Annotated in this window: 13 protein-coding genes; 7 read left to right on the top strand and 6 right to left on the bottom strand. The window is 36.8% G+C overall.

Going from position 1 to position 25249, the window contains the following annotated elements; genetic code table 11:
* The first annotated feature begins 113 nt into the window (after positions 1 to 113).
* The 4 genes from BUE24_RS07485 to BUE24_RS07470 are packed head-to-tail and all read left to right on the top strand — an operon-like array spanning position 114 to position 6114.
* A complete protein-coding gene (locus tag BUE24_RS07485; RefSeq protein WP_073315388.1) occupies positions 114 to 809 on the top strand; it encodes an ABC transporter ATP-binding protein in 696 nt (231 codons plus the stop codon).
* Positions 810 to 832: 23 nt separating this feature from the next.
* Entirely contained in the window at positions 833 to 3316 is a 2484-nt protein-coding gene (locus tag BUE24_RS07480) for a TonB-dependent receptor (RefSeq protein WP_073315387.1), read from the top strand.
* Positions 3317 to 3319: 3 nt separating this feature from the next.
* On the top strand, positions 3320 to 4771 hold the full coding sequence (locus tag BUE24_RS07475; RefSeq protein ID WP_073315386.1) for an ABC transporter permease: 1452 nt from the start codon (positions 3320 to 3322) through the stop codon (positions 4769 to 4771).
* Entirely contained in the window at positions 4768 to 6114 is a 1347-nt protein-coding gene (locus BUE24_RS07470) for a DUF3526 domain-containing protein (protein WP_073315385.1), read from the top strand. Before BUE24_RS07475 ends, BUE24_RS07470 begins: the two co-directional genes overlap by 4 nt.
* A gap of 58 nt (positions 6115 to 6172) precedes the next feature.
* Here the strand turns inward: BUE24_RS07470 and BUE24_RS07465 are convergent, their stop codons facing one another.
* The 6 genes from BUE24_RS07465 to BUE24_RS07440 all read right to left on the bottom strand — a co-directional run bounded on the left by BUE24_RS07465 (position 6173) and on the right by BUE24_RS07440 (position 19209).
* Positions 6173 to 6928 (bottom strand): LytR/AlgR family response regulator transcription factor, encoded by a 756-nt coding sequence (locus BUE24_RS07465; RefSeq protein ID WP_073315384.1) that lies wholly within the window; start codon positions 6926 to 6928, stop codon positions 6173 to 6175.
* A 2-nt stretch (positions 6929 to 6930) separates the two neighbouring features.
* Positions 6931 to 8265: a sensor histidine kinase gene (locus BUE24_RS07460; RefSeq protein WP_073315383.1), complete on the bottom strand. Its 1335-nt coding sequence runs from the start codon at positions 8263 to 8265 to the stop codon at positions 6931 to 6933.
* A 27-nt stretch (positions 8266 to 8292) separates the two neighbouring features.
* Positions 8293 to 10341: a fibronectin type III domain-containing protein gene (locus tag BUE24_RS07455; RefSeq protein ID WP_073315382.1), complete on the bottom strand. Its 2049-nt coding sequence runs from the start codon at positions 10339 to 10341 to the stop codon at positions 8293 to 8295.
* 11 nt (positions 10342 to 10352) lie between these two features.
* Entirely contained in the window at positions 10353 to 16781 is a 6429-nt protein-coding gene (locus BUE24_RS07450; protein WP_073315381.1) for a hypothetical protein, read from the bottom strand.
* A gap of 13 nt (positions 16782 to 16794) precedes the next feature.
* On the bottom strand, positions 16795 to 18450 hold the full coding sequence (locus BUE24_RS07445; protein ID WP_139241934.1) for a hypothetical protein: 1656 nt from the start codon (positions 18448 to 18450) through the stop codon (positions 16795 to 16797).
* Between the two features lie 126 nt (positions 18451 to 18576).
* Positions 18577 to 19209: a MarR family winged helix-turn-helix transcriptional regulator gene (locus BUE24_RS07440; RefSeq protein WP_073315379.1), complete on the bottom strand. Its 633-nt coding sequence runs from the start codon at positions 19207 to 19209 to the stop codon at positions 18577 to 18579.
* 143 nt (positions 19210 to 19352) lie between these two features.
* On the opposite strand from BUE24_RS07440, the gene BUE24_RS07435 reads away from it, so the two are divergent.
* The 3 genes from BUE24_RS07435 to BUE24_RS07425 form a co-directional block, all read left to right on the top strand.
* Positions 19353 to 21707 carry a TonB-dependent receptor gene (locus tag BUE24_RS07435; RefSeq protein WP_073315378.1) on the top strand — a complete coding sequence of 785 codons (2355 nt, stop codon included), beginning with the start codon at positions 19353 to 19355 and terminating at the stop codon, positions 21705 to 21707.
* A gap of 306 nt (positions 21708 to 22013) precedes the next feature.
* Positions 22014 to 22691, top strand: a complete 678-nt coding sequence (locus BUE24_RS07430; RefSeq protein WP_073315377.1) for a response regulator transcription factor — start codon at positions 22014 to 22016, stop codon at positions 22689 to 22691.
* A gap of 339 nt (positions 22692 to 23030) precedes the next feature.
* Positions 23031 to 25249 (top strand): M23 family metallopeptidase (locus tag BUE24_RS07425; RefSeq protein ID WP_139241933.1); only part of this gene is annotated, 2219 nt, incomplete at its 3' end.

Below are 25249 nucleotides of genomic sequence, written 5' to 3'. Positions count from 1 at the left end.
GTTATTTTAAGAGGTGTATTACTATTGAGATATTTCTTCAAATCCCTGTTTTTCTTGGTTTCTGCCAAGATAGAAAACGCATATCGTCAGTTTTAATTTTTACGTAACACATTATGCTTAAAGCAGTAAATCTTACCAAAACATATGGTAAGCACGAAGCACTTCGTCAGTTAAATTTATCAGTTGATAAAGGTGAAATTTTTTGTTTACTTGGTCAAAATGGAGCGGGTAAAACCACGACAATTAATCTCTTTTTAGGTCTTATTGAAGCGACCAGCGGTGAAGCTTTGGTAGATGGCATTGCGGTACAACCCAACAATAATAAAACTACTCAAATGATCGCGTATATTCCCGAAGTGGTCCAATTGTACGGTAATCTTTCTGGAGTAGAAAATCTTAATTTCTTTAGCAGATTGGCTGGATATAAGTATGATCATACAACGCTAACCGATTTTTTGTCAAAAGCAGGGCTTCAGGAAAATGCTTTTCACAACAAATTGTCTTCTTACTCTAAGGGAATGCGTCAAAAAGTGGGTATTGCCATTGCTCTAGCCAAAAATGCCGATTACATTTTTATGGATGAACCTATTTCAGGTTTAGATCCAAAAGCCACGCTGGAGTTTACCAAAATCTGTAGGGAGTTAAGCGCAGAAGGGAAAGCCATATTTATGGCAACTCACGACATTTTTAATGCTGTAAATGTTGGAACCAAAATTGGCATTATGAAAGAGGGAGAGTTGGTACATACTTCAGATACAAAAGGCATTAACGCGACAGAATTACAAGACCTTTATTTAAAAACCATTTAAACATCAAATAAATAATTCACACAATGAATCTCAAATCAATTCACACACTAGTAGTACTCTTACTTAGTGGTGTCACTTTTGCACAAGTGCAAATCACAGGTACTGTGATCGACAATCAAAACACCCCAATAACCGGAGCTACAATTTCTTTAAAAAGTACAGCCAATACCTACGGTAAACTCACCGATGGAGCTGGGCAGTTCGAAATTAGTGCTCCTGCCGGAAACTATACAATCGAAGTTCGATATTTAGGGTTTCAATCATACAAAAATACTTTTGAAGTTGCAGAAGGAGCCTCTTTTGATGCAGGAACTATTACCCTAGAAGAAGGTACCGAACAATTACAAAGTGTTGAGGTTATTGGTCGCCCTAGGACCGACTATAATAGTGATTATTCCTTTTCGTCAACCAAAGTGGCGATCAAGAACAAAGAACTTCCGCAGGCGGTTTCTACCATTACCAAAGAGTTGTTCAACGACCGACAAGCTTTTCAAATTGCAGATGCGGTAAAGACTGCGAGTAGTGTTTCTCATACCGGATTTTATAATCACTTTAATATTCGAGGATTAATACAGGCAGAAGATGGCCAATTGATCAACGGATTGAGAACACGTCAATATTACTTTTTACAACCCATTACTTCTCATATTGAAAGAGCAGAGGTGATCAAAGGGCCTTCTTCGGTTACGTTTTCTAGTGTGGATCCAGGGGGATCTGTAAACCTGGTGACCAAAAAACCATTAAAAGAAAGTAGAAACGAAGTAAGTGCCACCGCAGGAAGCTTTGGTACTCTAAGAGCAACTGTTGATTTTACCGGGCCATTAAACGATTCTGGAACTTTATTATACCGTTTTAATGCGGCTGTTCAAGAAGCAAGATCTTTTCGTGATTTGGTACAGAACAATCAATTCTTGATCACACCTTCGATCACATTTTTACCCAATAGTACTACAGCGCTTAATGTAGAAATGATCTATAGTAGCGGAGTAGGAAACCTGGATCGTGGTCAACCTCTTTTTGGAGCTATTAATGGAGAGTTTGATTTAAACAGTACTGATATTTCTACTAATGTTGGTGCAGCCAATGACTTCTATGCTTCAAAAGAATTTATGGTGATCAGTAATTTTAGTAAAGAAATTACAGAAAACATTGGTTTTAATGCTTCGTATATGAAGCAAACCTGGGACGAAGACCTGGCCGAGCATCGTGTGGCGGGTTCTGCTGCAGTAGATATTGCAGGAAATGCAATACCAATCTTGGCTGAGTTGCGTTACACAGAGCGAAAGCAGTTTTGGATTACCGATAATTATACAGCTTATATCAATTTTGATCTTGAAAATGATACGTTTACCAATAAGATATTGGTGGGATATGATGGAAGCCGATGGGAACGTACTATTGGAGGATCGTCTAATGGAGCACGACGTTATAGAAGGTTAGACGGTAGAGCAACTTCTTTTGATCCTGCAGAGGCCGATCAGTTTGAAACGATAGAAATTAATGGAGTAACTGCTCCAAGACCTAATGTAGACCACTTTAATCTTGCTGACCCAAATAATACAGCTAGAGAAACGTCTGGTTATATCATTTCAGAATTTGCAATTCCTGCAAACCTTACCACTTCTGATGGGATCTACATTCAGAATCAGTTCAAAATGGGAAAATTCTCTGCTTTGCTAAACTTGCGTTACGACTGGTATGAAGATATTTTTGATTACGAATCAAACGATGAGCAGTCATTTAAGAATGAAGCTTTTATTCCTAGGATTGGACTTACATACGAAGCTACCAAAAATGTAAGCGTTTATGGGTCATATATTCAAGGTTTTCAACCACAGTCCAATACAGTTACACTATCGCCGTTTACAGGTGACTTTTTCTTCGCAGGTACACCGGCAAGTTTTGACCCGCTGGAAAGTAACAATATAGAATTTGGTGCTAAGGGAGAGTTTTTTAATGGGAAACTAACCATGAATGCTTCTATCTATCAAATCACACAAAAGAACTTATTGTTACAGGATCCTAATGACGAATCTGTCTTGGTAGAAAGAGGAGAGCAACGTAGCCGAGGTTTTGAGTGGGATCTTAATGGATATATCTTACCTAATTTCCAAGTAAGTGCTTCGTACGCATTTATTGATGCCGAAATCGTTGAGGATGATGATCCTGCACTTGTGGGAGAGCGTATAGGAGGAGCACCAGAACACAGCGCAAACTTTTGGGGGCGATATGATTTTATGAGAGGAGCACTAAAAAACATTGGTGTAGGTTTAGGTATGGAGTATAGAGGAGATCGTTTTTCATGGTTTGGGGATCGTTTAGAATTACCATCATACACCGTATTTGATGCGGCCGTGTACTACCGTCCTACAGGAATCGACATGCAGATAGCAGTAAAATTGAACAATTTGTTTGATGAAACCTATTGGACAGGGGCCTTAAACGCGACACGACTTTTCCCGGGAGCTCCGAGAAATGTATTACTGACAACAACTTATAAATTTTAAAAAATGAAGTGGGCTAATGTGCGACTATTTGCATTGAATTTTTGGTCCAATGCAACAAAACCTAAAACTTTTTTTCTCTTATATGCAATTTTTATGCTACTAACAGCCTATGCGGCTGTTGGTAGTATTCAAAAGCATATCACCCAAAATGATATTCGGTTAGAACATCAGAAAAAAGCTAGACAAAGTTGGGAAGCTAATCCAGATAAGCATCCCCATAGGATGGCCCATTTTGGAACATTTGCTTTTCGAATTAATCCTTCTTTGGCGATGTTTGATTATGGAATTGAAAGTTTTACCGGGAACACTGTGTTTTTGGAAGCACACCGACAAAATAGTGTCAATTTCTCTGAAGCAACCTTCTCGACAGGGACCTTACGTTTTGGAGAGCTAAGTTTGGCGCTACTACTGCAATTAGTATTGCCATTAATTCTATTTTTTATTGGTTTTTCTGGGGTGGCCTTAGATAAGCAAAATGGAACCTTAAAAATATTGCTGTCCCAAGGGGCAACCTGGAAAGAAATTCTTTTCGGAAAATCTATTGGGCTATTTGCGGTTTCTATGATCTTCTTTATTCCTATTATTTTGATTGTGGCGATTTCCCTTTTGGTATTTACAAGTCAAATAGCAGATGATTTTCTCTGGATGCGAATGCTACTCATCTCTTTGGGATATCTTATGTTTTTATTTATCGTTTCTTCTATAACGATTGTAGTTTCTACCCAGAGCAATAGCCCCAAAAATGCATTATTGAAGTTATTAGGAGTATGGTTGTTGATGGTCGTACTTTTACCGAAGTCTGCACAGGCTATGGGGAATTATTGGTTCCCAACACCTACGAAGCTGGCTTTTCAATCCACCATAGAGAAAGAAGTGATACAAAAAGGGGATAGTCATAACCCAGATGATCCTCATTATAATCACTTACGTGATTCTGTTTTGACAGTTCATAAAGTGAGTAAAGTAACCGATTTACCGTTTAACTATTCTGGTTTTGTGATGCGAGAAGGTGAAAAAATTACCTCTACATTGTATCGAAAACATCATGCTAATTTGGTTGAAGTGTATCAAAATCAAAATGATGTTACTCGATTTACAGCTTTTGTGAATCCGTTTACGGCGATCAAGCAGTTATCGATGATCATGTCGGGAACAGATTTTGCTTCCTACATAGATTTTCAAAATCAGGCCGATGACTACCGTTATAAATTAGCTCAAACCATGAATGAACTGCAGATGGAATATATCAGTCCCAAAAAGAAGAGTGGTTCTGAAGGGAAAGTCCATGTAGTGGATCATGAGCACTGGGAGGAGTTTTCAGATTTTAGCCATCAACCCATGTCATTTAGCAATTCTATATCGGCAGGATTGCCGGCATTAATGGCTATGTTACTATGGATCGGATTGGCCTTCTTACTATTGGTGTATACTTCTAAAAAAGCAAAAGCAATATGATCAAGTATAAATTATTTTTTCAGCAATGTATTCGATCAAAAGAAGTTTGGATTAGCTTGGTATTGATTACGATACTAGGTATTGTTGGAATCATTATTGGAAGCAAACATTTAGAACGGCAGCAAAATGCGATTGCCGAGGTGCGTGCTCATCAAGAAGAACATTTTGACAGACAAGTATCGCTTCATAATGAAGATTTAGGGTTGTTGTTGTATTATGCCAAGTTTGCGTACATCAATGATTTGGATCCACTTTCTGGATTATCTATCGGTCAGGCGGATGTAAACCCTACGGTACAACGTATTACTATCAAAACCTTCGAAGGGCAAAAGTTTGATACCGATTTGGTAAACCCTATGAATTTGCAATCGGGTAATCTAGACTTGTCTTTTGTGATTATCTATTTGTTTCCGTTGCTGGTCATTGTTTTGACATTTAACCTTATTTCAGAAGAGACAGAAACAGGTACATGGAGGTTAGTATCGATTCAGGCACGATCAAAATTAGGGTTTATCATTAGCAAACTTTTGGTTCGATTCGCTCTATTATTTGTAGTGTTGATTTTCCTCTTTTTGGTAGCAAAATTTATGCTGAACATTCCCTTGAATAGGGATTTTTTATTGATGATCGGACTGTCATTCTTATATCTGGTTTTTTGGTTTAGTCTATCCTTTTTTGTGATTATTTATAAAAAATCGACGGGATTTAATGCATTATTGCTATTGTCGATCTGGTTGGTGCTGATTATTCTTTTGCCCGCAGGTATTAATGCATATGTGTCTTCAAAATATCCTGTGCCCGAGGCAATGAGTACAGCCATTGCACAACGTGATGGATATCATGTAAAATGGGATACTGATAAACTTGCAACGATCAAAAAGTTTTATGCGCATTATCCACAATTCGAAAAGTATGGATACCCAACTGATGGGTTTAATTGGTTGTGGTATTATGCAATGCAACAAATGGGAGATGATGATTCTAAAAAAGAACGAGAAGCATTAAGCAGTAAGATTGAACTTCGTGAACAAACCAGTAGGTGGATTGCATCTGTCGTACCTAATATGCACTTGCAGTTGTATTTTAATCAACTAGCAGGTACTAGTATGGGGCAACATATGAACTATCTGCAGGATACAGAAGCGTTTCATGAAAGTTTGAGATTGTTCTTTTACCCCAAAATTTTTGAGCAGCAACATGCGGATACTGTAGACTGGAAACAATTTAAACCTGAATATCATAAAGCAAAAGCTGATTTGGTTCCGATGCAAGGAATGTTGCCACTTCTAGTAGCCTCGATATTACTTATAGCACTTGCTGTACCAAAGATTAGGAGGCTATGAATGCGGCAAGTAGTACAGTGCTGAACTCTTTTGGCAGCAGAATGTGAATGTCGAGGTATTAACGGAGATTTACAATACGCTCTAGGAACAACTCTTTTTTTCTAGGCGAAAGGTTGATATGATCTCCGTTATTCATGATGATATACCCACCTTCGGATTTGATGTATTTTTTTACCTCTCTTAAATTGATGAGGTAGCTGTTGTGTACCCTCATAAAGTCGTACTCCTGCAAAAGCATTTCAAATTCTTTTAGGTTTTTACTCACCAATTGATCCGATTGTCCTTTTATAGAAAACAAGGTATAGGACCCATTGGCTTTGCAATATCTAATATCTAATACTTTTACAAATTCGATTCCTTCGTGAGTGGATAAACATATCTTTTTGTTGGTTACATCTTGTATTTCGAGATTTTTAACCAAATTTTGCACTTGTTGGATGTACGCTTTATCTCCTTTTCTACTACGCACCTTTGACAAAGCACTTTGTAATTCATCCAGATCAATGGGTTTGAGTAAATAGTCTACAGAACTGAACTTTATGGCTTTTATCGCATATTGTTCAAAAGCAGTGGTAAATATCACTTCAAAAGCAATATGATCAAGTTTTTGAAGAATGTCAAAGCCAGTTCCCGAATGCAGCTCAATATCCAAAAAAACCAGATCAGGATTGGTTTCCTTGATGAGAGAGATCCCTTCATTAACATTGTTGGCACTCCCCAAAATGGTAACACTCTCGCAAAAATCTAATAACAGATGAGATAGGGTATCCAGACTATTCTTTTCATCTTCTATGATAACAACATGTAACTCCATACTCAGTTCTTATAAATTTTGATCGTTACTTTGGTCCCATTCGCTTTCCCATCTTGGGTATAAAGATCGTCCACATGTACATAAGTATTCATTTTGTCCTTATGTTTGCTGATCAATTCTAGTCGTTTTTGTGTAAGTGACATCCCTTTGGATTTTCGGTAGATGCTCTTGGTTTGTTGCAACTTATATGAGGCCTCACGACCAATACCGCTATCCTTAATAGAACAAGTAATAAACTCATCTGCATCAATAAATGAAATTTTCATTGTTTTGTCTCCTTCTTTTTTGGGCGCTAGGCCATGAATAATGGCATTTTCGATATAAGGTTGTACCAATAAAATAGGAATTTCAATGTTATAAATATCCAAACCTGGATCAACATCAAAATCGTACTTAAAACTACCATCAAAACGAAGGCTTTCCAGTTCTAGATAGCGTTTTAGCAATTCGATCTCTTGTTCTAGTGAGATTACTCCATTTTCCGAAGTGTCCAAAATTTTACGTAAAAGGGTAGAGAAGCTGGTCAGGTATTTAATAGATTCCTTCTTTTTGTCTTTTAAAATAAAACCTTGTATCGAATTTAATGAATTAAAGATAAAATGTGGATTCATCTGTGCTCTCAACGAATGAATTTCATTTCGTAATGCATAACGTTCTGCTTCAGATTTTTCAAAACTGAGTTTTTTAATTTTGTATCCCAAACCAAAAGAGAAAACAAAATTCTCAAGACCAACTCCATAAACCATAAAATGAAAATCCCTGGTAAGCCAGGTTACAATGGCTCCACCGGCATACAGTAAAGATGCTGCAATGACAAAATAAACCAATTTGTTTTTTCCATAACGAAAAAGATAAAAGGTGTTAAAAATGACAAAAAGGGACAATACTAATCGCTGTATATTTAACAATTGTATCTGATTTGCATGCGAATTACCTGTTAATCGTAAGATAGTATGCATACTCATGAAAATAATCATAGCGATTGCAACTACTTGAAGAAACTTATGAAACTTCGTATAGTCCTTTTTTGTATTCAAATATGCCATAGAAAAAAGAAGATAGCATAGGTTGATACTCATTTGCGAGGTGTCGTTAACTATATGTGCAACTAATGAATCCTGATTCTCATAAATCATTGCCAGAATAAAATCACTTTTATGAGAAAAATATACTATTACGCAGAGGAGATAACCTGCGTACCATAGGAATTCTGACTTTTTGTTTACAGCATATATCGCAATAGAACATATCAGAAAGGCGAAACTGGTTCCTAGAAATAAATGAACAGGAAACTGAAATGACGACTCTTCATGTATATACAAATCAAGTAGTAACATCCTCTCTAAAGATAAAGAAACAAAGATTTACTTAAAAGTGATACTTATAATATTACTAATTGGGGATTCATTTCCAAACGAATCCGCCCATTGAATCCGATACTGATAGCCTTTTTTGGTTTCAAAAAAAGAAGTATCAGAAAAATTGGTGTTTCCGGTATTTATGGTTTGATACAAGGTAAAACCATTACCGTCATTTCTGAAAATTAGTGTTTTGATAGCGCTATTCCCAGAAGAGCTCCAATTGAGATCAAAGCATTTAGTTTTTTTGTTGAATCTACCTCCAAGTAAAGGGGTTTCTAAGGTTTGAGAAGTATTGTTGTATGAAACAACGTTTCCAAAGATACTCTCATTTTTGTTTTGATCAATAGCCTTAAGTTTATAGAGATAGGTAGTATTAGAGGTTGTATTGTCATCAGTATAACTTGATGTATTTGATGAGATCTCTGCTATGACCTCCTCATCCTTTTGTCCATATGTTTTGCGATACAAACGATATGTAACTACATCTTTACTGGGGCTTTCTTTCCATCGTATTTGAATTGCACCGTTTTCTTTACTAACCTTCACTATTTTTGGAGCAATTGGCTTTACAAAATCTGGTCGTTTCAACACTAATAGTTCTGAATGTTCTGAAGGATTATAATTATAATCAAATGCAGCAATTTTGTAGTATACATTCTCTTTTAGAGATGCCAATGCCAATGTATCACTGTAATAATTGCCAGGAACAGGGGTTTTTGTGAGCTGCCGAAATTCTTGTTGGGGATCATCGGTTCTGTAAACTCGATACCCTTTTAGGTCTTTTTCTTCACCAAATTCCCATGAGATAGCGACTACACCCAAAGAATCTATGGTGCCCGTTAATCCTTTTGGCCTTGCTGGAGCTTTGCCATCGGTCAACATTCCCGCAGAAGATGAAGATTCTAGTAGTTTTCCGTCTTTTCCTTCACTTATCACTTTGTAAAAATAAGCTCGTTGTGTATTGGGAGGTGTATCCGTAAAAGAAGTAGTACCAACAGGTAAAATTGAAGTAGAAACTCTTTCGTAACGTCCTTCCTTGGTATCATTTCTTGTAATGTGATAGCCTTTTGTATGCTCTTGGAGCTCAGGTTCCTTCCAACTCAAGAGGAATGTGGTATCATTTGAAGCGGCAACCTTCAAGTTATCTATGGTTGCAATCATCATTTTGGGCTTAGGTGTTGCAGATACAATTTCAGAATATAACCCGTAATCGCCAAAAGAAGTTACTCCAATAATTCGGTAACTATAGGTAACCCCAACCTTTACATCTATATCTGCGTAAGATTGTTGTTGTGTATAGGTTGCTTGAGAGGTAGCCTTTATAATAGAGCTTGATACTCGATTAAAATTCTTCCCTTCAGTCGCACGCTCGATATAATATCCAGAGAATAGTGAATTATTTCTGGCTTTTGACCAATAAATATGTATTGCTCCTTCTTTAGTTTCTATTCGAACATTACTAACTTTATTGGGTTTCCAAATATCTTTTGATCTTTGAAATGCTTTGTTAGAAACGGTCTTTCCTGCTACTTGCAATTCGTAATTATAACTGTTATTGCTTTTTACTGAAGTATCAACAAAACGGAAAGCAAGCCCATCTGCAGCTTGTGTTGAAAAATCGGCACTGTAAGCAGCAAACGCCAGAGTGTTATTCTGCTCTTTTGAAGCCAATAAGCGCATACTAAAATGACTGTCTGCAATTGTTGAAGTCACTTTGGTTTTGCCCAAAAGGCACTGTGCGGCTGTGGCTACAAAAATATTGGTAGTATCTGTTTTGGTTTTCCAGGTAGATAAGGTGTAGGGAAGCAATGGTCGCAATGTTAGTATTTCCTTTTTATCAGTAGCCATATTGGTACGTAAAACTGTAATTCCGTTCTCATTGATGTCATGCCATGCTTTTAAATCTTTAGGTACCCAGCGCAGTACAATGCTGTCTTGATAAGCTCTTGTTTTTAGAACCATTTTTTGAGAAGCATTATTATTTTGCGAATAAGCAAGTTGTAAGCTAGTGCAAATTAGAATACCTATAATAATATGGGTTAATCGTTTCATAAGCTTATTCTTTAATTGATGTTTTTATTTAAATCTGCGGGCACAGTATATGTTCGTTCTATGGTAGCACCTCCACCATATTTTTTAATTTTAAATGAAGGTGAACCGCTAGTACGTCTATGTTGCCAATAGGGCATTTTTTCTAATATCCATTCAGAAACCCCTTCTCTTACTTCCAAGAACTGCATATTACTATCATAATCTGCTTGAACATCATTAAATTGGATTTCTTCATTGTTTATTCTATAAAGGTGTCGTTTAAATCTGTGCCAATCCTGTATGGCTAACCACTCTGTGTAATCTACAACTGCAAAAAATGCATTTTTAGATGGTGGATTTTGGTTTTGCCATTGATTATTTTGAATCCACATACCTCCATTATTGTTATTTGGAGGGCTGTAGTTCAAAGGGGTAGTAGTAAAACCTACTTTTTTCCCCTGATGATATATGTTTTTTATGGTGTAGTTCCCTGCGTACAACGCCAACAAAGGCTCTTCTTTTTTGAGGGATAAGACATCATCAACATTGGGATAGTGCCTATCATTAAAAGGTTCGTATAAAGCATTATCAAAATATCGGTTTGCACCCCAAATCGAGTTGTTCGTACGACTGGGTAATAGTTGACTCCAATAATCTTCTGATGGATAGGTGTAATCATTAGTTTCCAACACCAGAGCCCAATCACTTTGATTCTGTGGTACATGGTAGTTCGTTTTTAAGGCTGTGGCATTGTATCCAGGATATGCTTTCCAGAAATTGTTCCTTAATTCAGGATATTGCTGGTTGCCAACACCCCATTGAATACTGGTACCTGTAAAAGTTGCTTGTTTTGCTAGCTCAATAAGTGGTGGTTTTTGAAAGCTTAGTACCGTTAGCTTATTATTTAAAAATCCGATTTTAGTTTCTTTTTCTGGGAATAAGGTCTTTTCATCAAAATTTTCATCACATTCAAGTACTATAATAGGTAAATTAATAGTTAAAGGTTTTAGGGAATTATCTGTAATATTTGCCACATTGCTTGGGAATTGTTCCACTTTAGTAGTTTCGTAAGTGATGTTACCCATTTTTTGTGATAGGCTTTTATATTTGCTGGTTTTAAAATGAAATTTAAATCCTTCAAATATGGGCCACTCTACTTTATTTGAGGTTTTTGTAGCACCTAGCAAAGCTCTATGTTTTCTTTTGATAGCTAAGTTTTGATTACCGCTATTGGCGTTTGCCAAAGAATTTTGAAAAACCAGATTGGGTTTGGGTTTTGGAGTTACAAAATTGGCATTAAGGATATTGTTGTTATTAAAATTAAGATTGGCTTGCAATACTTGATAACCTTGTCCATTATTATTACCTCCATTTTGCTGTCCAGATCCGCCCAAGAGTACATTTTTATAGGTGTCTTCCGAGTTAGATGTTGCAACATAATTATTAATAGAGGGGGTGTAAATAACCATAAGCTGTAGTTCGTAGATCTTACCTGTTTCTAGTCGCTGCGGGAAATCAAATACCAATTTACCACCGTATACACCTTGTGCATCAGCATTATTGATCTGATAGGGGATATCGTAATAATCTTTACTTTTTACATCAATGAATCTTGCTATAAATTCAAAAGTTCCACTCGCCATAGGACCTTGGTAAGTATTTCCTAATTTAAAAGCATCTACATACCAAAAATTAGGATCTGTCCAATGCGGTAGTACCACGGGCAATGTGATATATCCTTTAGGGAAGTTAGTGGGGATAAAGTAATTTTCTCCTATAAATGGCGTGCTAAACCAAATACTTTCTTTGGTAATTTTAGTAGGAAAAGCTCCCGTAGTAAAAGTTCCGATTTTAGTTTCTTTAACTCGTTCTTCTTTTTCACCATCTACCAATTCGTAGCCAGTGACACCTATGCTATAGGTAAATGTGGTTTTTGGAGGGAAATAGAAGTCTAGATCTGTAAACGTAGCAGAATATCCGTCTTCTCGATAGGCAGGGAAGAAATCTTTGGATTTATTTGTATTACTTTCTTCATCAAACCATTCTAAGGTAAAATAGTCTACATTGTATTGAAACTCACGTGTCACTTTTTTCCCTTTCTTGTCTAATTCGGTGTATTCAAAAGGTCCATTTGGAAAATTAAAGGAGACCTCCATTTGACGTAAAATGTCAACATCTTCTTCCTGATCTTCTGGTAGCACTTCAGCGATTATAGGGTATTCATCAAATGGACCACTGGTTGGATTTTTACATTCTTCTCCAAGCTCAACTTCAAAATCTACATTAAAGTCCAATAAGCCCTCTAGAACTTGTCCATTCACATTCACATTCCCATTTAAATATATTGGATTTGGCAATCCTGCTTGCAAAGCAGCAACAGCTTCCAGCTCCATAAGCTTTGCTTCCCCTTTCCAAACCCACAGATCTAATTTCACTCCGGCTTCTCCTTTAAAATACCCATAGGCTTGCCCTCTGGCATACCAACCGTTTAACCCAAAATCTCCAGCACATAGTCCTGTTTCATCCCGAAGGGTAAAATCAAATCCGGAGATATGTTTTGCTTTTAAATAAAAAATAAGAAAATCCAAATCGGTATCCAGGTGTAAACCACTACCTAGTGCTACCCCAGAACTGGAGTTAGGACCAGTAAAAACCTGATAACGCTCATTATTCATTTCCCAGTTTTTTGGGTTGTTATTTCGAACATCTAATGGCATTTCTGGTAGTCCTGGGATATCGGGTCCAAACATAAAATAGCTATATAATCCTGTATCCAAATTGTTGTTGTTCACTTGTGTGTCTAGCCCTTCAAACTCACCAAGGCTCAAATGAACACGCTTTTTATCTTGCCACGGGAAATCTTGATATTGTTTCTGCCAATACCCTAATTTATGAAACCAGGTATCTTTATCTGCGTATAGGTGTAAAGTACCTTGCCCGGTAACCAAACCGTCTAAAAGGTCAATAGTGACTGTAGAAGTATTGTCAAAAAAGATGTTATTCTTTTCTTCTTCACCCAAATAACCAATGGTTAGGTCTACATCACCTTTAATAAATGCAGATCCCCGGTTGCCATCTAATTCTTGTACGATATATCCATCACCAAACATTTTCATTTCTCCTTTTAGACTGCCATTGAGATTGAAGTCCATCAAAAAGCCTAAATCTGCATTAAATAGCGTTTCTGCACTATTGACACCAACTATGATAGATTGAGAAAAACCAATACCTCCTTGGGCCGGGATCTTTTTATCCTCTTCAAAACGAGTATTTCCAGCAGGTAGCGATATGGCCAGATCATCGTTCATTTCTTTATCCAGCTTTAACTGATCAATAGTTTTGTGAGGAGCATTTGAATCAGGTTCATTGGCCAAATTCATATTTACCCAAAAACCACCACTTCCACCATACACCGCAAATGGAGTAGGAGGAATCGGGATCCCGCTCCCACCTATTTTTAGATACGAATCTGTATAGAAATAGCGATAATTTTCTTGTTGGGTTTTAATGGATCCAAATTGCATAAGGGCTGCAAAATTCATGTCCATTTGATTAAGTTTTACATCAAAATCACCTTTAAAACCATTTCCGTATACCTCATCTTTCTCAAAAAGGTAGAGGTTTCCATTTATAGTAGCGATATTGATATCAACATCAGTTAATGATATTCTATTGAGTTTGGTTTTTTTATAGATGTACTTTTTGTTTTTATATGCTCCCCAAATCGTAAAAGCTGTGCTGCCTCCGACTGAGAAATCACCTTCATCAAGGTGTACAAAAATGTCCAGTGTTAGTCCGAGATCACCGTTGGGTTCGTTTATGACTTTGATATCATTAAGATCAAAACTAAAGTCTGCGATAGTGGCTTGTGCATTGGTTATGCCTAACTCACCAAAGTTGATATCTGGAATATTGTTTTGCCCTGGAGTAATGGTCAAATTGGTAAAGTTTACTTCGGGAAGTTGGAAAGAAGACACCAAACTATCATCGGGAGTATTATTAACCCCCCAGTCTATCTCGATACCACCATGCAAATTTGCAGAAGGTTTCCAGGTATTCCCTTCTTTAATGATGTTCACTTCTGACCCTTTTTCGAGGTGTAATTGTGCAAACCACATCGGTACAGCGTAGGCTTCCTGGGTGACAATATCAAATTTCATGTCGAAGCCGTCTTCAGGATTTTCACCCAGAGTGAAAAGTACTTCGTAACCTAACTCAGTATCCGCGATTGGAAGTTTGACGTTACCAGTAATCTCTGCCCCATCCAAGTTGCTATCCTCCAAAATAATAGAAAATGTATCGACAGAAATGGGCCAACCCCCAACAGCTCCTTCGTTGATAGAAATTAAGTTGTTGAAAGGACCAATTTTTCCTGAAACCCCGTTTTTGTCGAGGATAAAATGACTAACTTCTTTTTCTATAGGAGTATCATTAATTTGAAAGAACTCCGGGAATTGCACCGAAATATTTTCGGCATATACGCCTTTCCAAAAGGCATCCTTGTTAATAGGATTTGGAGTTGTGGATAGGGATTGATCAATAATAATAGCATTGGCGTCAAGAGAAAATCCTACCAAACCAGGAATGGTAAACGGGTGACTTAACTTTGGAATCTCCAGTGTCCAATCATGAAAGTTAGTAATGTCGGTTTCGTAGTCTGCAGTTACATTTCCTTCGATAACGTTTCCTTGTTCATTTAAGGGCAATGCTATATTTCTTCCAAAAGTTAATGTGCCTTTCAAGTGAATATTACTAATTCCGGAACAATCATAGCCTACCGAAGTTTCTGGTTTGAAAGTATGCGTAAGTGCATTCGAAATCGGAATCGAAACTGTGTTTTGAAGTTGCAATTCTCCAGTTGATCCAAATCCATTAGGTCTTAGACAATTACTTCCAGTAAGGAGTACATGATTATTTTCATTATTTGATGGGTAAACTTCAAAACCAGTAGCTAAATTTATATGCGCTTTTTCAGGAGTAAAGATCATCCCAAAAAATGTGAGGGTGTTAGCACCATTTTCCCAGGAAATAGGAACTCCAAAGGCTTGATTTTGTCCCGATAGCAGATGTACTTTTCTCCCTTCGTTTTCGATATAGGTTATTGCATTTTCAAAAACAGCTTCGGAAACCTGCGGCATTTGTAGTTGCTTAGTTAAGAATTCCAGATTATTGGGTAAACCTGGTTCAGCTTTAGCATAAGCAGCTCCTGCATAAACTATCTTATCTGTATTTACTTTTAGATTGTTGAAAGTAACCAGAATAGGAATTTGTAAAAAGTTAATATATATTTTTCCAGTACCAGAGAAATCATTACCGTTATGTTGTGCCTGGATTATCTCCATCAAAAATTTACCTAAACCAACTTCTTCCCCGGGAGATAGATTTGAAATAAGGGTAGTATTTTGTGGAACTGATTGTATACAGTCTGAGATACAATTTGGGGAGTCGTCAGGATCAGGGGGCGTATTTTGATTTTGGGGATTTGCTAATACATCATCTCCATCAATATTAATTTGTGTAATGGCTACGTCGGTATTTTGAGGAGTAGTCGAAGTGATATTAATTTCTGGGCTCTTACCGTAGGTAAAAGTACACACCTCGCTGCTTCCTCCATTCCTAAAATTAAGAGGTCTGGGGTTTCCTAGTTTGTTTACAGCGGTCACTCTATACGCATAAGTCCGTCCAGGTTCAAGCGGAGGATCGCTAAGGGTATAATTATATACATTAATGGGTACGGTCTTTTGAAAAAAAGGAGTGTTCCCGAAGGATAAAAAAGCCTGATTGGGATCCATATTATTAAAAAGCTCTATTATGGCCAATTCATATTCTACTTGGGATGGATTAGTGCCAGCAGGCACTGCCCAGGAAAAGAGAATGTTTTGAGGTGTATTGCTATCCAGAGTTACTCCACACGATGGCTGTAATAGAATGGGAGGTTCGATAGAATTGATATTGAAAAAACTACATCCGCTCGGTGCAGGAAGGGAAAGTGGAGTCCCGGAGCTGTAATCAAGTACTCGTATACATAACTCATAATTTCCTTCAGGAAGCCCATTACCCAAGATAATTTCTGAAGCAGATATTCCTGAGACATTCCAGGCGTTAATATCCCAATAATCCTGTAGTTGAATACCGGTAAGTCTGGTTACTCCCATAGGCGGTAGCGAAATGGGGACTGGAGGAATAAAAGTTGGTGGTAATACTAGTGACACACCATTGTCTCCAGTTATGGTTGCGGTTAGTCGTACATCTCTTGTTATTCCACCTCCACTGGCGTCCACAGTATTGATAAGTTGAATTACCAAACGGTTTTCATACGATATGTAGTCCGAAAAATAGGGAGAATAGGGAGGGAGTACTTGAGTAACCACTTGCACATCGTTTTGGGCATGTAAAGAGGGATTAAAAACCATTAGTAAGAACGTGGTGCTACAGGCTATAAGTTTTTTAAAAAATTTCATGACTATCCTATTTTTAAAATCGTAATACATAGTTGATAAACCCGGTAAATTCATCAAAGGGTCCCGTAATTAATTCTGTTTTCAGGTAATTAGCACTTAAGCTGATTTGATGTTTCTTTAATTGATAAGAGGATGACAAAACAAAACTTTGACTCTCATTTTCCTGCTGTTTAGCATAGCTAAAAGCTGATGAGATATTCCATTTTTGATCAAAGAAAGATTTGTTCCCTCCTATGGAAAAGCCATTTCCTGGAAGTTTGCCAGTAAATGTTTGTAGATCATTGTAATTGTAGGATACATAAACTCCATAATGCTGCTGCATTTGGGTAAAATTGTAGGTTGTATTGATCGAGTTTCCTACATACTCTGAAAATTGTTGCGTAAGAGGATTCCCGTCTTTAAGCTCGCTTCTGCTACCAAATAAAGAGATAGAATGAGAACGTATAGTATCGCTTTTGATATAATTGGCCGTAACTGTGTAGATTGGATTTTTTTGATCTTGTTTAAATGCATTGTCTAATGGGATAACCCCTTCTTCCATTAATGTGGTCAGGTTGGTGTAGGACCCGGTGAAATTTAAACTAGGAGAAGGTGCTACGACAATGTTTACGGTAGGTATAGTTCGTTTGGAGGTGGCAATTTTTTTATTATTGAGATTATCTCGTTGAAAAGTAATCCCACCATTAATTCGTATTTTTCTTTTCCAAATGATAAATGAAGGATTGATACTATAGGCTAATACATCATTATTAATGAAATAAAGGCCCATGGATCGATAATCTGCATCTATTCGCTGAGCTTGAGTTAGTAGTCCAAATGTTTTTCCCTGATAGCGTATACCTGTTTTAAAGGCAGTATACATTTGAGTAGAGGCATTTGTCGTAATAAAACCTGAAGCTAAGTTGTCTAAAAAATCAACCTTTGGGATAGCTACACTTAATGTTTTATCCAACGTAAAAGCACTTAACGCTCCATCAAAGTAAAAAGACAGTTTTTTTTTGAAAAACGTTTTTCTGGTATTCAAACCAATGACCAAATTTTCTCCCGGGGTGATTGTTTGTGGGGATTCTTCTGTATCCAAAGAGTTTTCGTCATCCTCTGCTTTGAATACAATAAGATCAATAAAATCCGTACCAGTACCATATCCGATTTTTGCACCCATTCCGCGGCGTTCGTAAGCAGGTCTTCGAAGGGATACCAAGGTGGTATCTTCAGGTACAGCCCGTTGCAATCTCCCGTACATAATGCTTGCTCTAAACTTTCCTGGGGTAACTTCAACCCCAGCTCCAAACATTTGATGGCCGGCTAAGGTGAATTGAGATAGCACAATATTACGGTGTCCCAAATGCGCCCTTACCCATTTATAAGATGGACTGGCGCCTATTTGATTAAAAGGTTGACTGAATTGAAATTGTTGATTGGCAAAAGTGAAATTGAAAGGGATATTGAAATCATAAATGCTCACAGCCGCGTTGCCAGTAAGTAAATAGGTGAAAGGTTGTCGTCTTTCTGGACCGCCTTTGGCACTGTAAAATATAGTACGAGCCCCCACGGATCCCGAAAACTGAACGGCAGTAGAGTCTCCTAGTTTTGATAAGTCTTGAGCACGACTAGTAGTGGCCAATAGACCAAATAGTGATAGAAGTACTATTAATTTTGACGAATCCATTCATCAATATTACTATACCACTTTATATATAGGATGTAGTAATTTATGGATTCAATGTATGAATTGATGAATCTTAGTTTTGAATTTATGTAGTTGTTGCGATTTTCAAATCTAAGAACAAAATCTTCAAGAATACTCGTTTAGAATTTCGGTAATCTCTTTTCCGTCATTCAAATATATTGGATAATGAAAATTATCTAGTTTTTTAAGGAGTTGATGCAACGTCTGTTGTTCTTTTTTGGATAGATTACCGCTTACAAGTTTTGCAGCCTTTCCGGCCTCGGCATAGGCGAGGATTACATTTTCTTCGCCTTTTTTTGTTAATCGTAATAATTTACCCCTCTTATCCTCTGGGTTGGGAAACTGCTCGATAATTCCATTTTTTAATAATCGTTTAATTACTTCCATTCCTGAAGATTTATCATACGCCATTTTTTTAATCAAATTCGTTTTTCCGATAGGTTGAGATCTGTGTAAGATTGCTGTAAAGGCAAAATCCATATCTGTGGTAAAGGGCAGTTCTTCTAAGGCAGATTTGATGTAGAAATTAGAATATCTACTCATCCTTCCAATATATGCAGCTATTTCGGCATCAATACTATGTCCTGTAATGCCAAAATCGTCATTTTGTGCTGTATTGTCCAATTGATGATCTAACCAATTTGAAAAATATTTCAGATCAATATCCTCTTCCTTGTTATTCTTTATAAATACTCCAACCAGATCAAACACCTGTTTTATAAAGTCAAAAACTTTCATTATGTATTATTTAACACTAAATTAAAACTATATATTATGATAAAATACCTTTTTGTTTAATATTTGTAAAAAAATGTTATACAAACTTAAAGCTCTTTTTAGGTGTTTACTAAAATAGGACTAAAACATTAACTCTTACTACTATGAATTCTAAAAATGTTTTTATTGTATTTTTCATGATGATAATTTCGAACATACATGCACAAGTGTATGGAGAACTTTCTGGAAATGTCACAGACAAAACCGGGCAACCGATTTTGGGTGCTTCAGTCTTTCTAGAGGGTACCGAAAAAGGTGCGCAAACTGATTTTGATGGGAATTATCGCATCACCAACATTACTCCCGGATCGTACAACCTAATTGTGAGCTATGTAGGTTTTGAAACACAAACCACATTTAATGTTATTGTAAGATCAAAAGGAACTCCAGCTTACAATTTTGTTCTTTTAGAATCCACAGAATCCCTGGATGAAGTAGTTGTTACCAATGCCAATAAAATAAGTAGACCAAAAGAAACGCCCTTATCTACACAGTCATTATCTGCTGTAGAAATAGCAACATACCCTGGGAGTAACAATGATGTAGTACAAGTTGCACAAACGCTACCAGGAGTATCTCCTTCGATAGGAGGGTTTAGAAATGATTTAATCATCAGGGGAGGTGCACCCAACGAAACGGTGTATTATCTGGATGGTATGGAGGTGCCGAATATTAATCATTTTAGTACCCAGGGTAGTGCAGGAGGACCGGTAGGTTTAATCAATGTTTCATTTATAGATAATGTCACCTTGTCCACTTCTGCATTTGGTGCGCAATATGATAATCCATTATCTGGAGTGTTACAATTTAGTCAACGCACAGGAAATAGCCGATCGTTAAGTGGAAACTTCAGAGTTAGTGCGAGCGAGGCGGCTTTAACCCTAGAAGGCCCCTTGTTTAAAGGTGTTCTAGAGGATGCAAAGACTACTTTTCTAGTATCTGCAAGACGTAGTTATCTGCAATTTTTATTCGAAGTGATTGGTCTTCCTTTTAGACCTAATTATTGGGATTATCAATACAAAATCAATCACAAAATTGATGCTTATAATGAAATTAGCCTTACAGGTCTGGGATCTATTGATGATTTTTCTGTAGAAGCTCCAGATGACTTTGATGCCGAACAACAAGCACAATTAGAGCAGGCCCCTTTTATTGAACAAACCACCAACGCAATTGGGATATCATGGAGAAACCGTTTCAAAGATGGTTCTGGTTTTATGCAAACTACATTGAGCAATAATACATTAAACAATGAATTTACAAGATTTGAGGATCCAGAGAATGAAACAGGAGTTATTTTTAGTAACGATGCTGTAGAGTCTGAAACGAAGTTCCGATATCAACTCACCAAGTTTTTGGGGGATTGGAAACTCACTACTGGGTTCAATGCCCAGTATTCGTATTACGAAAATAATACTGCTAATCTAACGGATAATAACTTTTTTAGTACCGAGATTGATTTTTTTAAATATGGGCTGTTTGCTAACGTGACCCGTTCTTTTTTTAATGAGAAATTAGACGTGTCTTTTGGATTTAGAGCAGACGATGACAGTTTTGTAGAAGATAATACTCTGTTTTCTACTTTTTCCCCACGACTTTCCTTATCCTACGAATTTGCTGAAGACTGGAGAGTAAATGGATCGTTAGGGAGGTATTACAAATTACCACCATATACAATCTTAGGATTTAGAGATAACAATGATGTTTTGGTGAATAGAGATGTAGATTATACGGTGAGCGACCATTATGTTATTGGATTGCAACATTATTTTGGGCCATCTGCCAGTATTTCTTTAGAGGGATTTTACAAAAGATATGATGATTATCCGGTATCCGTGCTGGATGGAGTTTCACTAGCTAACAAAGGGGCTGATTTTGAAGTGTTAGGAAGTGAAGACGTAGCTACCGTAGGTCAGGGAAGAAGCTATGGCGTCGAATTGCAATTTCAACAAAAATTGTCGAATAATTTTTACGGAATCTTTGCCTATACTTGGTTTTATAGCGAGTTTACTGGCTTTGATAGAAATGAATATTTGCCTTCGGTATGGGATAGTCGTCATTTGGTGTCGTTTACTGGAGGATATAAACTTCCCAAAAATTGGGAAATAAGTGCTCGTTATCGTTTTGCCGGAGAAACTCCCTTTGTGCCAACAGATCAGGAGGCTACGTTGGCAAATTATCCTGAAGTGATTTTGGATTATTCGAGGCTGGGAGAGGAGAAATTAGATGTTTTTAGTCAATTAGATCTTCGAATCGATAAAAAATGGAATTTTAAAAATTTATCTCTTGATGTATTTATAGAAGCCCAAAATGTGTTGGGTCAGGAGATTCCTCAACCTACGCAATTCGGACTTAGCAGAGATAATACGGGAACAATAGTCAACCCAAGAAGCCTTACTCCAATTGAAACCGACTCAGGACAGATTATACCGAGTATTGGTGTTGTTGTAGATTTCTAGTAAGATAATAGAATTGGTAGTATAAAACTTATCAAAGACTATTTTTCTGATCAATAGCCCGTATTTGGAGAGTTCTAAATACGGGTTTTTAAATGGTTGTTAATTATTCATAAGATAAAGAACAGTTTTCAGGTTTTTCTAAAACCTTACTTTTTAAAAACAGTGCTAGATATCGAAAATTACCACATTATGTCAATAGAATTGACTAAAAAGTAAAAATTCATCAATTTTTTATGGTAAATATTATTATATTAACAAAACTATTTTTCAAAAATAGTTTTGTTTTGCAATAATTAACCAATTTGAATGATGAGAGAATTTGACGTAATAGTAGCTTATGAAGACCCCCTGAAGAGATTAGGAATAAGAGCAATGCTTGAGGCCCCAAAGGAACTTAAATTTATACTACACGATGATATAAGTGACCTGGATAAAATGAGAGCATTGATTGTAGATTTACAACCTGATTTTATTGTTATCGATGCTACTTTAAATTCTAATAATTCAGGTATAGAGCTTGCCCAGTTTACCAAAGCAAATACAAAGAAAGCTAAAATAGTGATCATGACTTTTGATCTAGATATTCGTTTGAAAAGGATATTAAAAAAACTGGAGATCACCTGGATATTGTACAAAGCAGATACGGTAGAGAGCATGAAAAAATGCGCATGGAGAGCTATTCATGATAAACCATATATAAGTAAAAAGTTTAGAGAAAAATGGTATGCCGAGGACACCGAAGAAATGCAAAAGGACAATCCTTTATACAAATTATCAAAGACAGAAATAAAAATTCTTCAACAAGTGGCTCAGGGGAAAACCAATAAAGAAATTGCTTTAGAATTTTTCAAGAGTGTAAAGACGGTAAAAAACCATAGGCAAAACATATGTAATAAACTAAATCTTCAGGGAAGCAATGCTCTTTTGAAATATGCATTAGAAATAAAAAAAGATATCATACCTCCTGGTGTTCCTATTTGGTAGAAGTATACATATAGAGAATTGCTACTACATTTTGAAACGAAATGGTCTGCTTTTTATCCATGATTATTAACCTTTTGTAGAAATAAGAACATGTGCCTATTTTTTTTAGGTTTGGGTATAAGTACTTTAGCATTATTAAATACAACGATGCATCAAACTTAAAACCCAATCTATGAAAAACTCCTTATCATTTTAGTATTTATTTGACTAATCCGTAAACAAACCAATTACTAGACTTTAAAATCCCTAAAAAGACAATTACAGATTGTCATTGCAGCTTATTTGTTTCAAGTAGGCTAGGCATACTATTAACTGATCTTAACTACAAACTCATCCCTAATGAAATCTCTTATTCAAACATGTAAGTGGTTGCTATTGCTCTATGCTTCAGTGATACACTCTCAAGAATTGATCTTTCAAAAACAACAAGAAATAGTGGTTATGGATCCTACGACAGGAAAAATTAACCCAACCATAGCAAAAAACGAAGTAACGCCAGATATTCAACCTATGTTTTTGGATAATATCGCTTATTCGGTTACTCAGATAACTCCAAATATAGAGGTCACCAAAGCCTATGATTTTTTTCAAGGTCTGCAAAGTCCGTTTGATCCAAACTTATGGGTATATATGGAACGTGAGCAGATTGGAGGTGCATTCAATGTGATCAAAACTAATCTCCAGCAGAAACAAAAAAATGTGTTGTTGCATAAAAAGAATCCTGACCGAAAAGAAATGGCTTTCAAACCGATTGCTTGGACTAATGATCCCAATAAAATCTATGTAGAGGGAATTTTTCTGGATTCCTCTGATGAGCATAATGGTATTTGGATATTAGATCTTTTATCCAAAGAGTTCGAAAAGTTGGACATACCATTTGGCTACATGAAAACACCATTATTGTCTCCTGATAGAACCCGGTTTTATTTTTTGGGTACAATGGATAAGAAGATAGATGTATTGCATGGGCATGCTGATAAGATCATTTCTTACGGTATAAAATCTACACAAGCTAATACACTGTTAGAAGCAAAAGGACAATATTTACAATTAATAGGTTGGAAAGAACAGCTTACTCAAAAGAATCGTAAACAAAACCAAACAAAATTTTCTAACCTAAGTTATTATTTGCCATGGGATGCGGGAGTAGATTTATGTGTTTCCAGACATGGTACTCCAGGACCAGTTGGATCTCATACTAATGTTGGTCGATGTAATATATTTGGACCAGGAGGGCATCATTCGTATCCTGCTATTGATTTTGCAACATCTTTGTCTAGTGACCAAAATGTTAGGGCTTCGGCAAGTGGTGTCGTATCTTTTTCTGGCATAAGTGGTAGCCTTACTAGTGGATATGGGAGGTTAGTGATTATCCGTCATAGTGATGGTACAAGAACCTATTATGCACATAACAAGGTTAACTTAGTTAGCCAAGGTCAAACCGTTAGCAGAGGTCAGGTAGTGGCCAAAGAAGGTACCACAGGTGGATCAACAGGAGATCATATTCATTTTGAATGGCGGGCCGCCGGAGGTAATGCTTCTACCACAGGTCGTTTTACAGGAATTGGACAACCAAGACAAGATTACCGTTATCGCTCTAACAACAATACGGGAACTCCACCACCCCCGCCACCTTCGGGAGATACTACTGCACCAACCACTAGTATTAGTGCTAGTGGAGGGACTACGCAAGCTGGTGATTTTACGGCCAACTTTACGGATAATGATAATGTTGGGGTAACGAGAAGGTTTTATCAGGCTTTAGAGAAATATGGTGATAACTGGTATGCTAATCGGGGTAATGGATTTTTTAATGATAACTGTAATGTGCTCTATTCTGGCTATACGATTGGAGCAGGAAACTGGTCGATTAGTAATAAGCATCTTCGGCAATCCAACACAGGTTCTGATAACACTCAACTTAGCTCGTTTTTATCTCAGAACTCAGGATTGCCCTATTTGTATGAGTTTGCCGCCAAAGTAGAATCGACCTCTGGTTCTCGTAAGTTTGGGATACATATCATGGCAAGTGATGGTAGTTTATCTCAACGGGGTAATTCTTACCTGATATGGTTTAGTGGCGAAGATAATAAGGTGCGTATTTATGAAACGGTGAATAATGTCCTTAATACCAGAGCTATTGGTGATGCGCCACAGGATAACAAATGGGCGAACTACAAAATTACCTATAGCCCAGCATTTGGAGTATTAGAAATCTTTAAGAATAATAGGTCTTTGTTGAAATGGACAGATACTTCTCCGATCAAGAATGGTAGTTCTATTTCGTTAAGAACCAATAAAACGGTTGTAGAGTTTGATGATCTTAAGGTGTACAAATTCAGAGCTGGAAATAGCCAAGTCATTACAGCAGGAAGTGCAGTGACCAAGGATATGAGGAGGAGAAATGGTAAGGTAAAAAGTCTGGTAAGAGATGCAACAGGAAACTGGTCTGCACCAGGAAATCTAGATGTAACGATTAGTAGTTTGTCTAAGCAAAACAATACGATAATAGATGATACTTTTCTTACGAATACCGTGGTGGTTTATCCTAACCCTAC

This window comes from Aquimarina spongiae (assembly GCF_900141785.1).
GTDB lineage: Bacteria > Bacteroidota > Bacteroidia > Flavobacteriales > Flavobacteriaceae > Aquimarina > Aquimarina spongiae.
The sequence above is the reverse complement of the archived record's forward strand: the minus strand, read 5'-3'. Positions and strand labels throughout refer to the sequence as shown.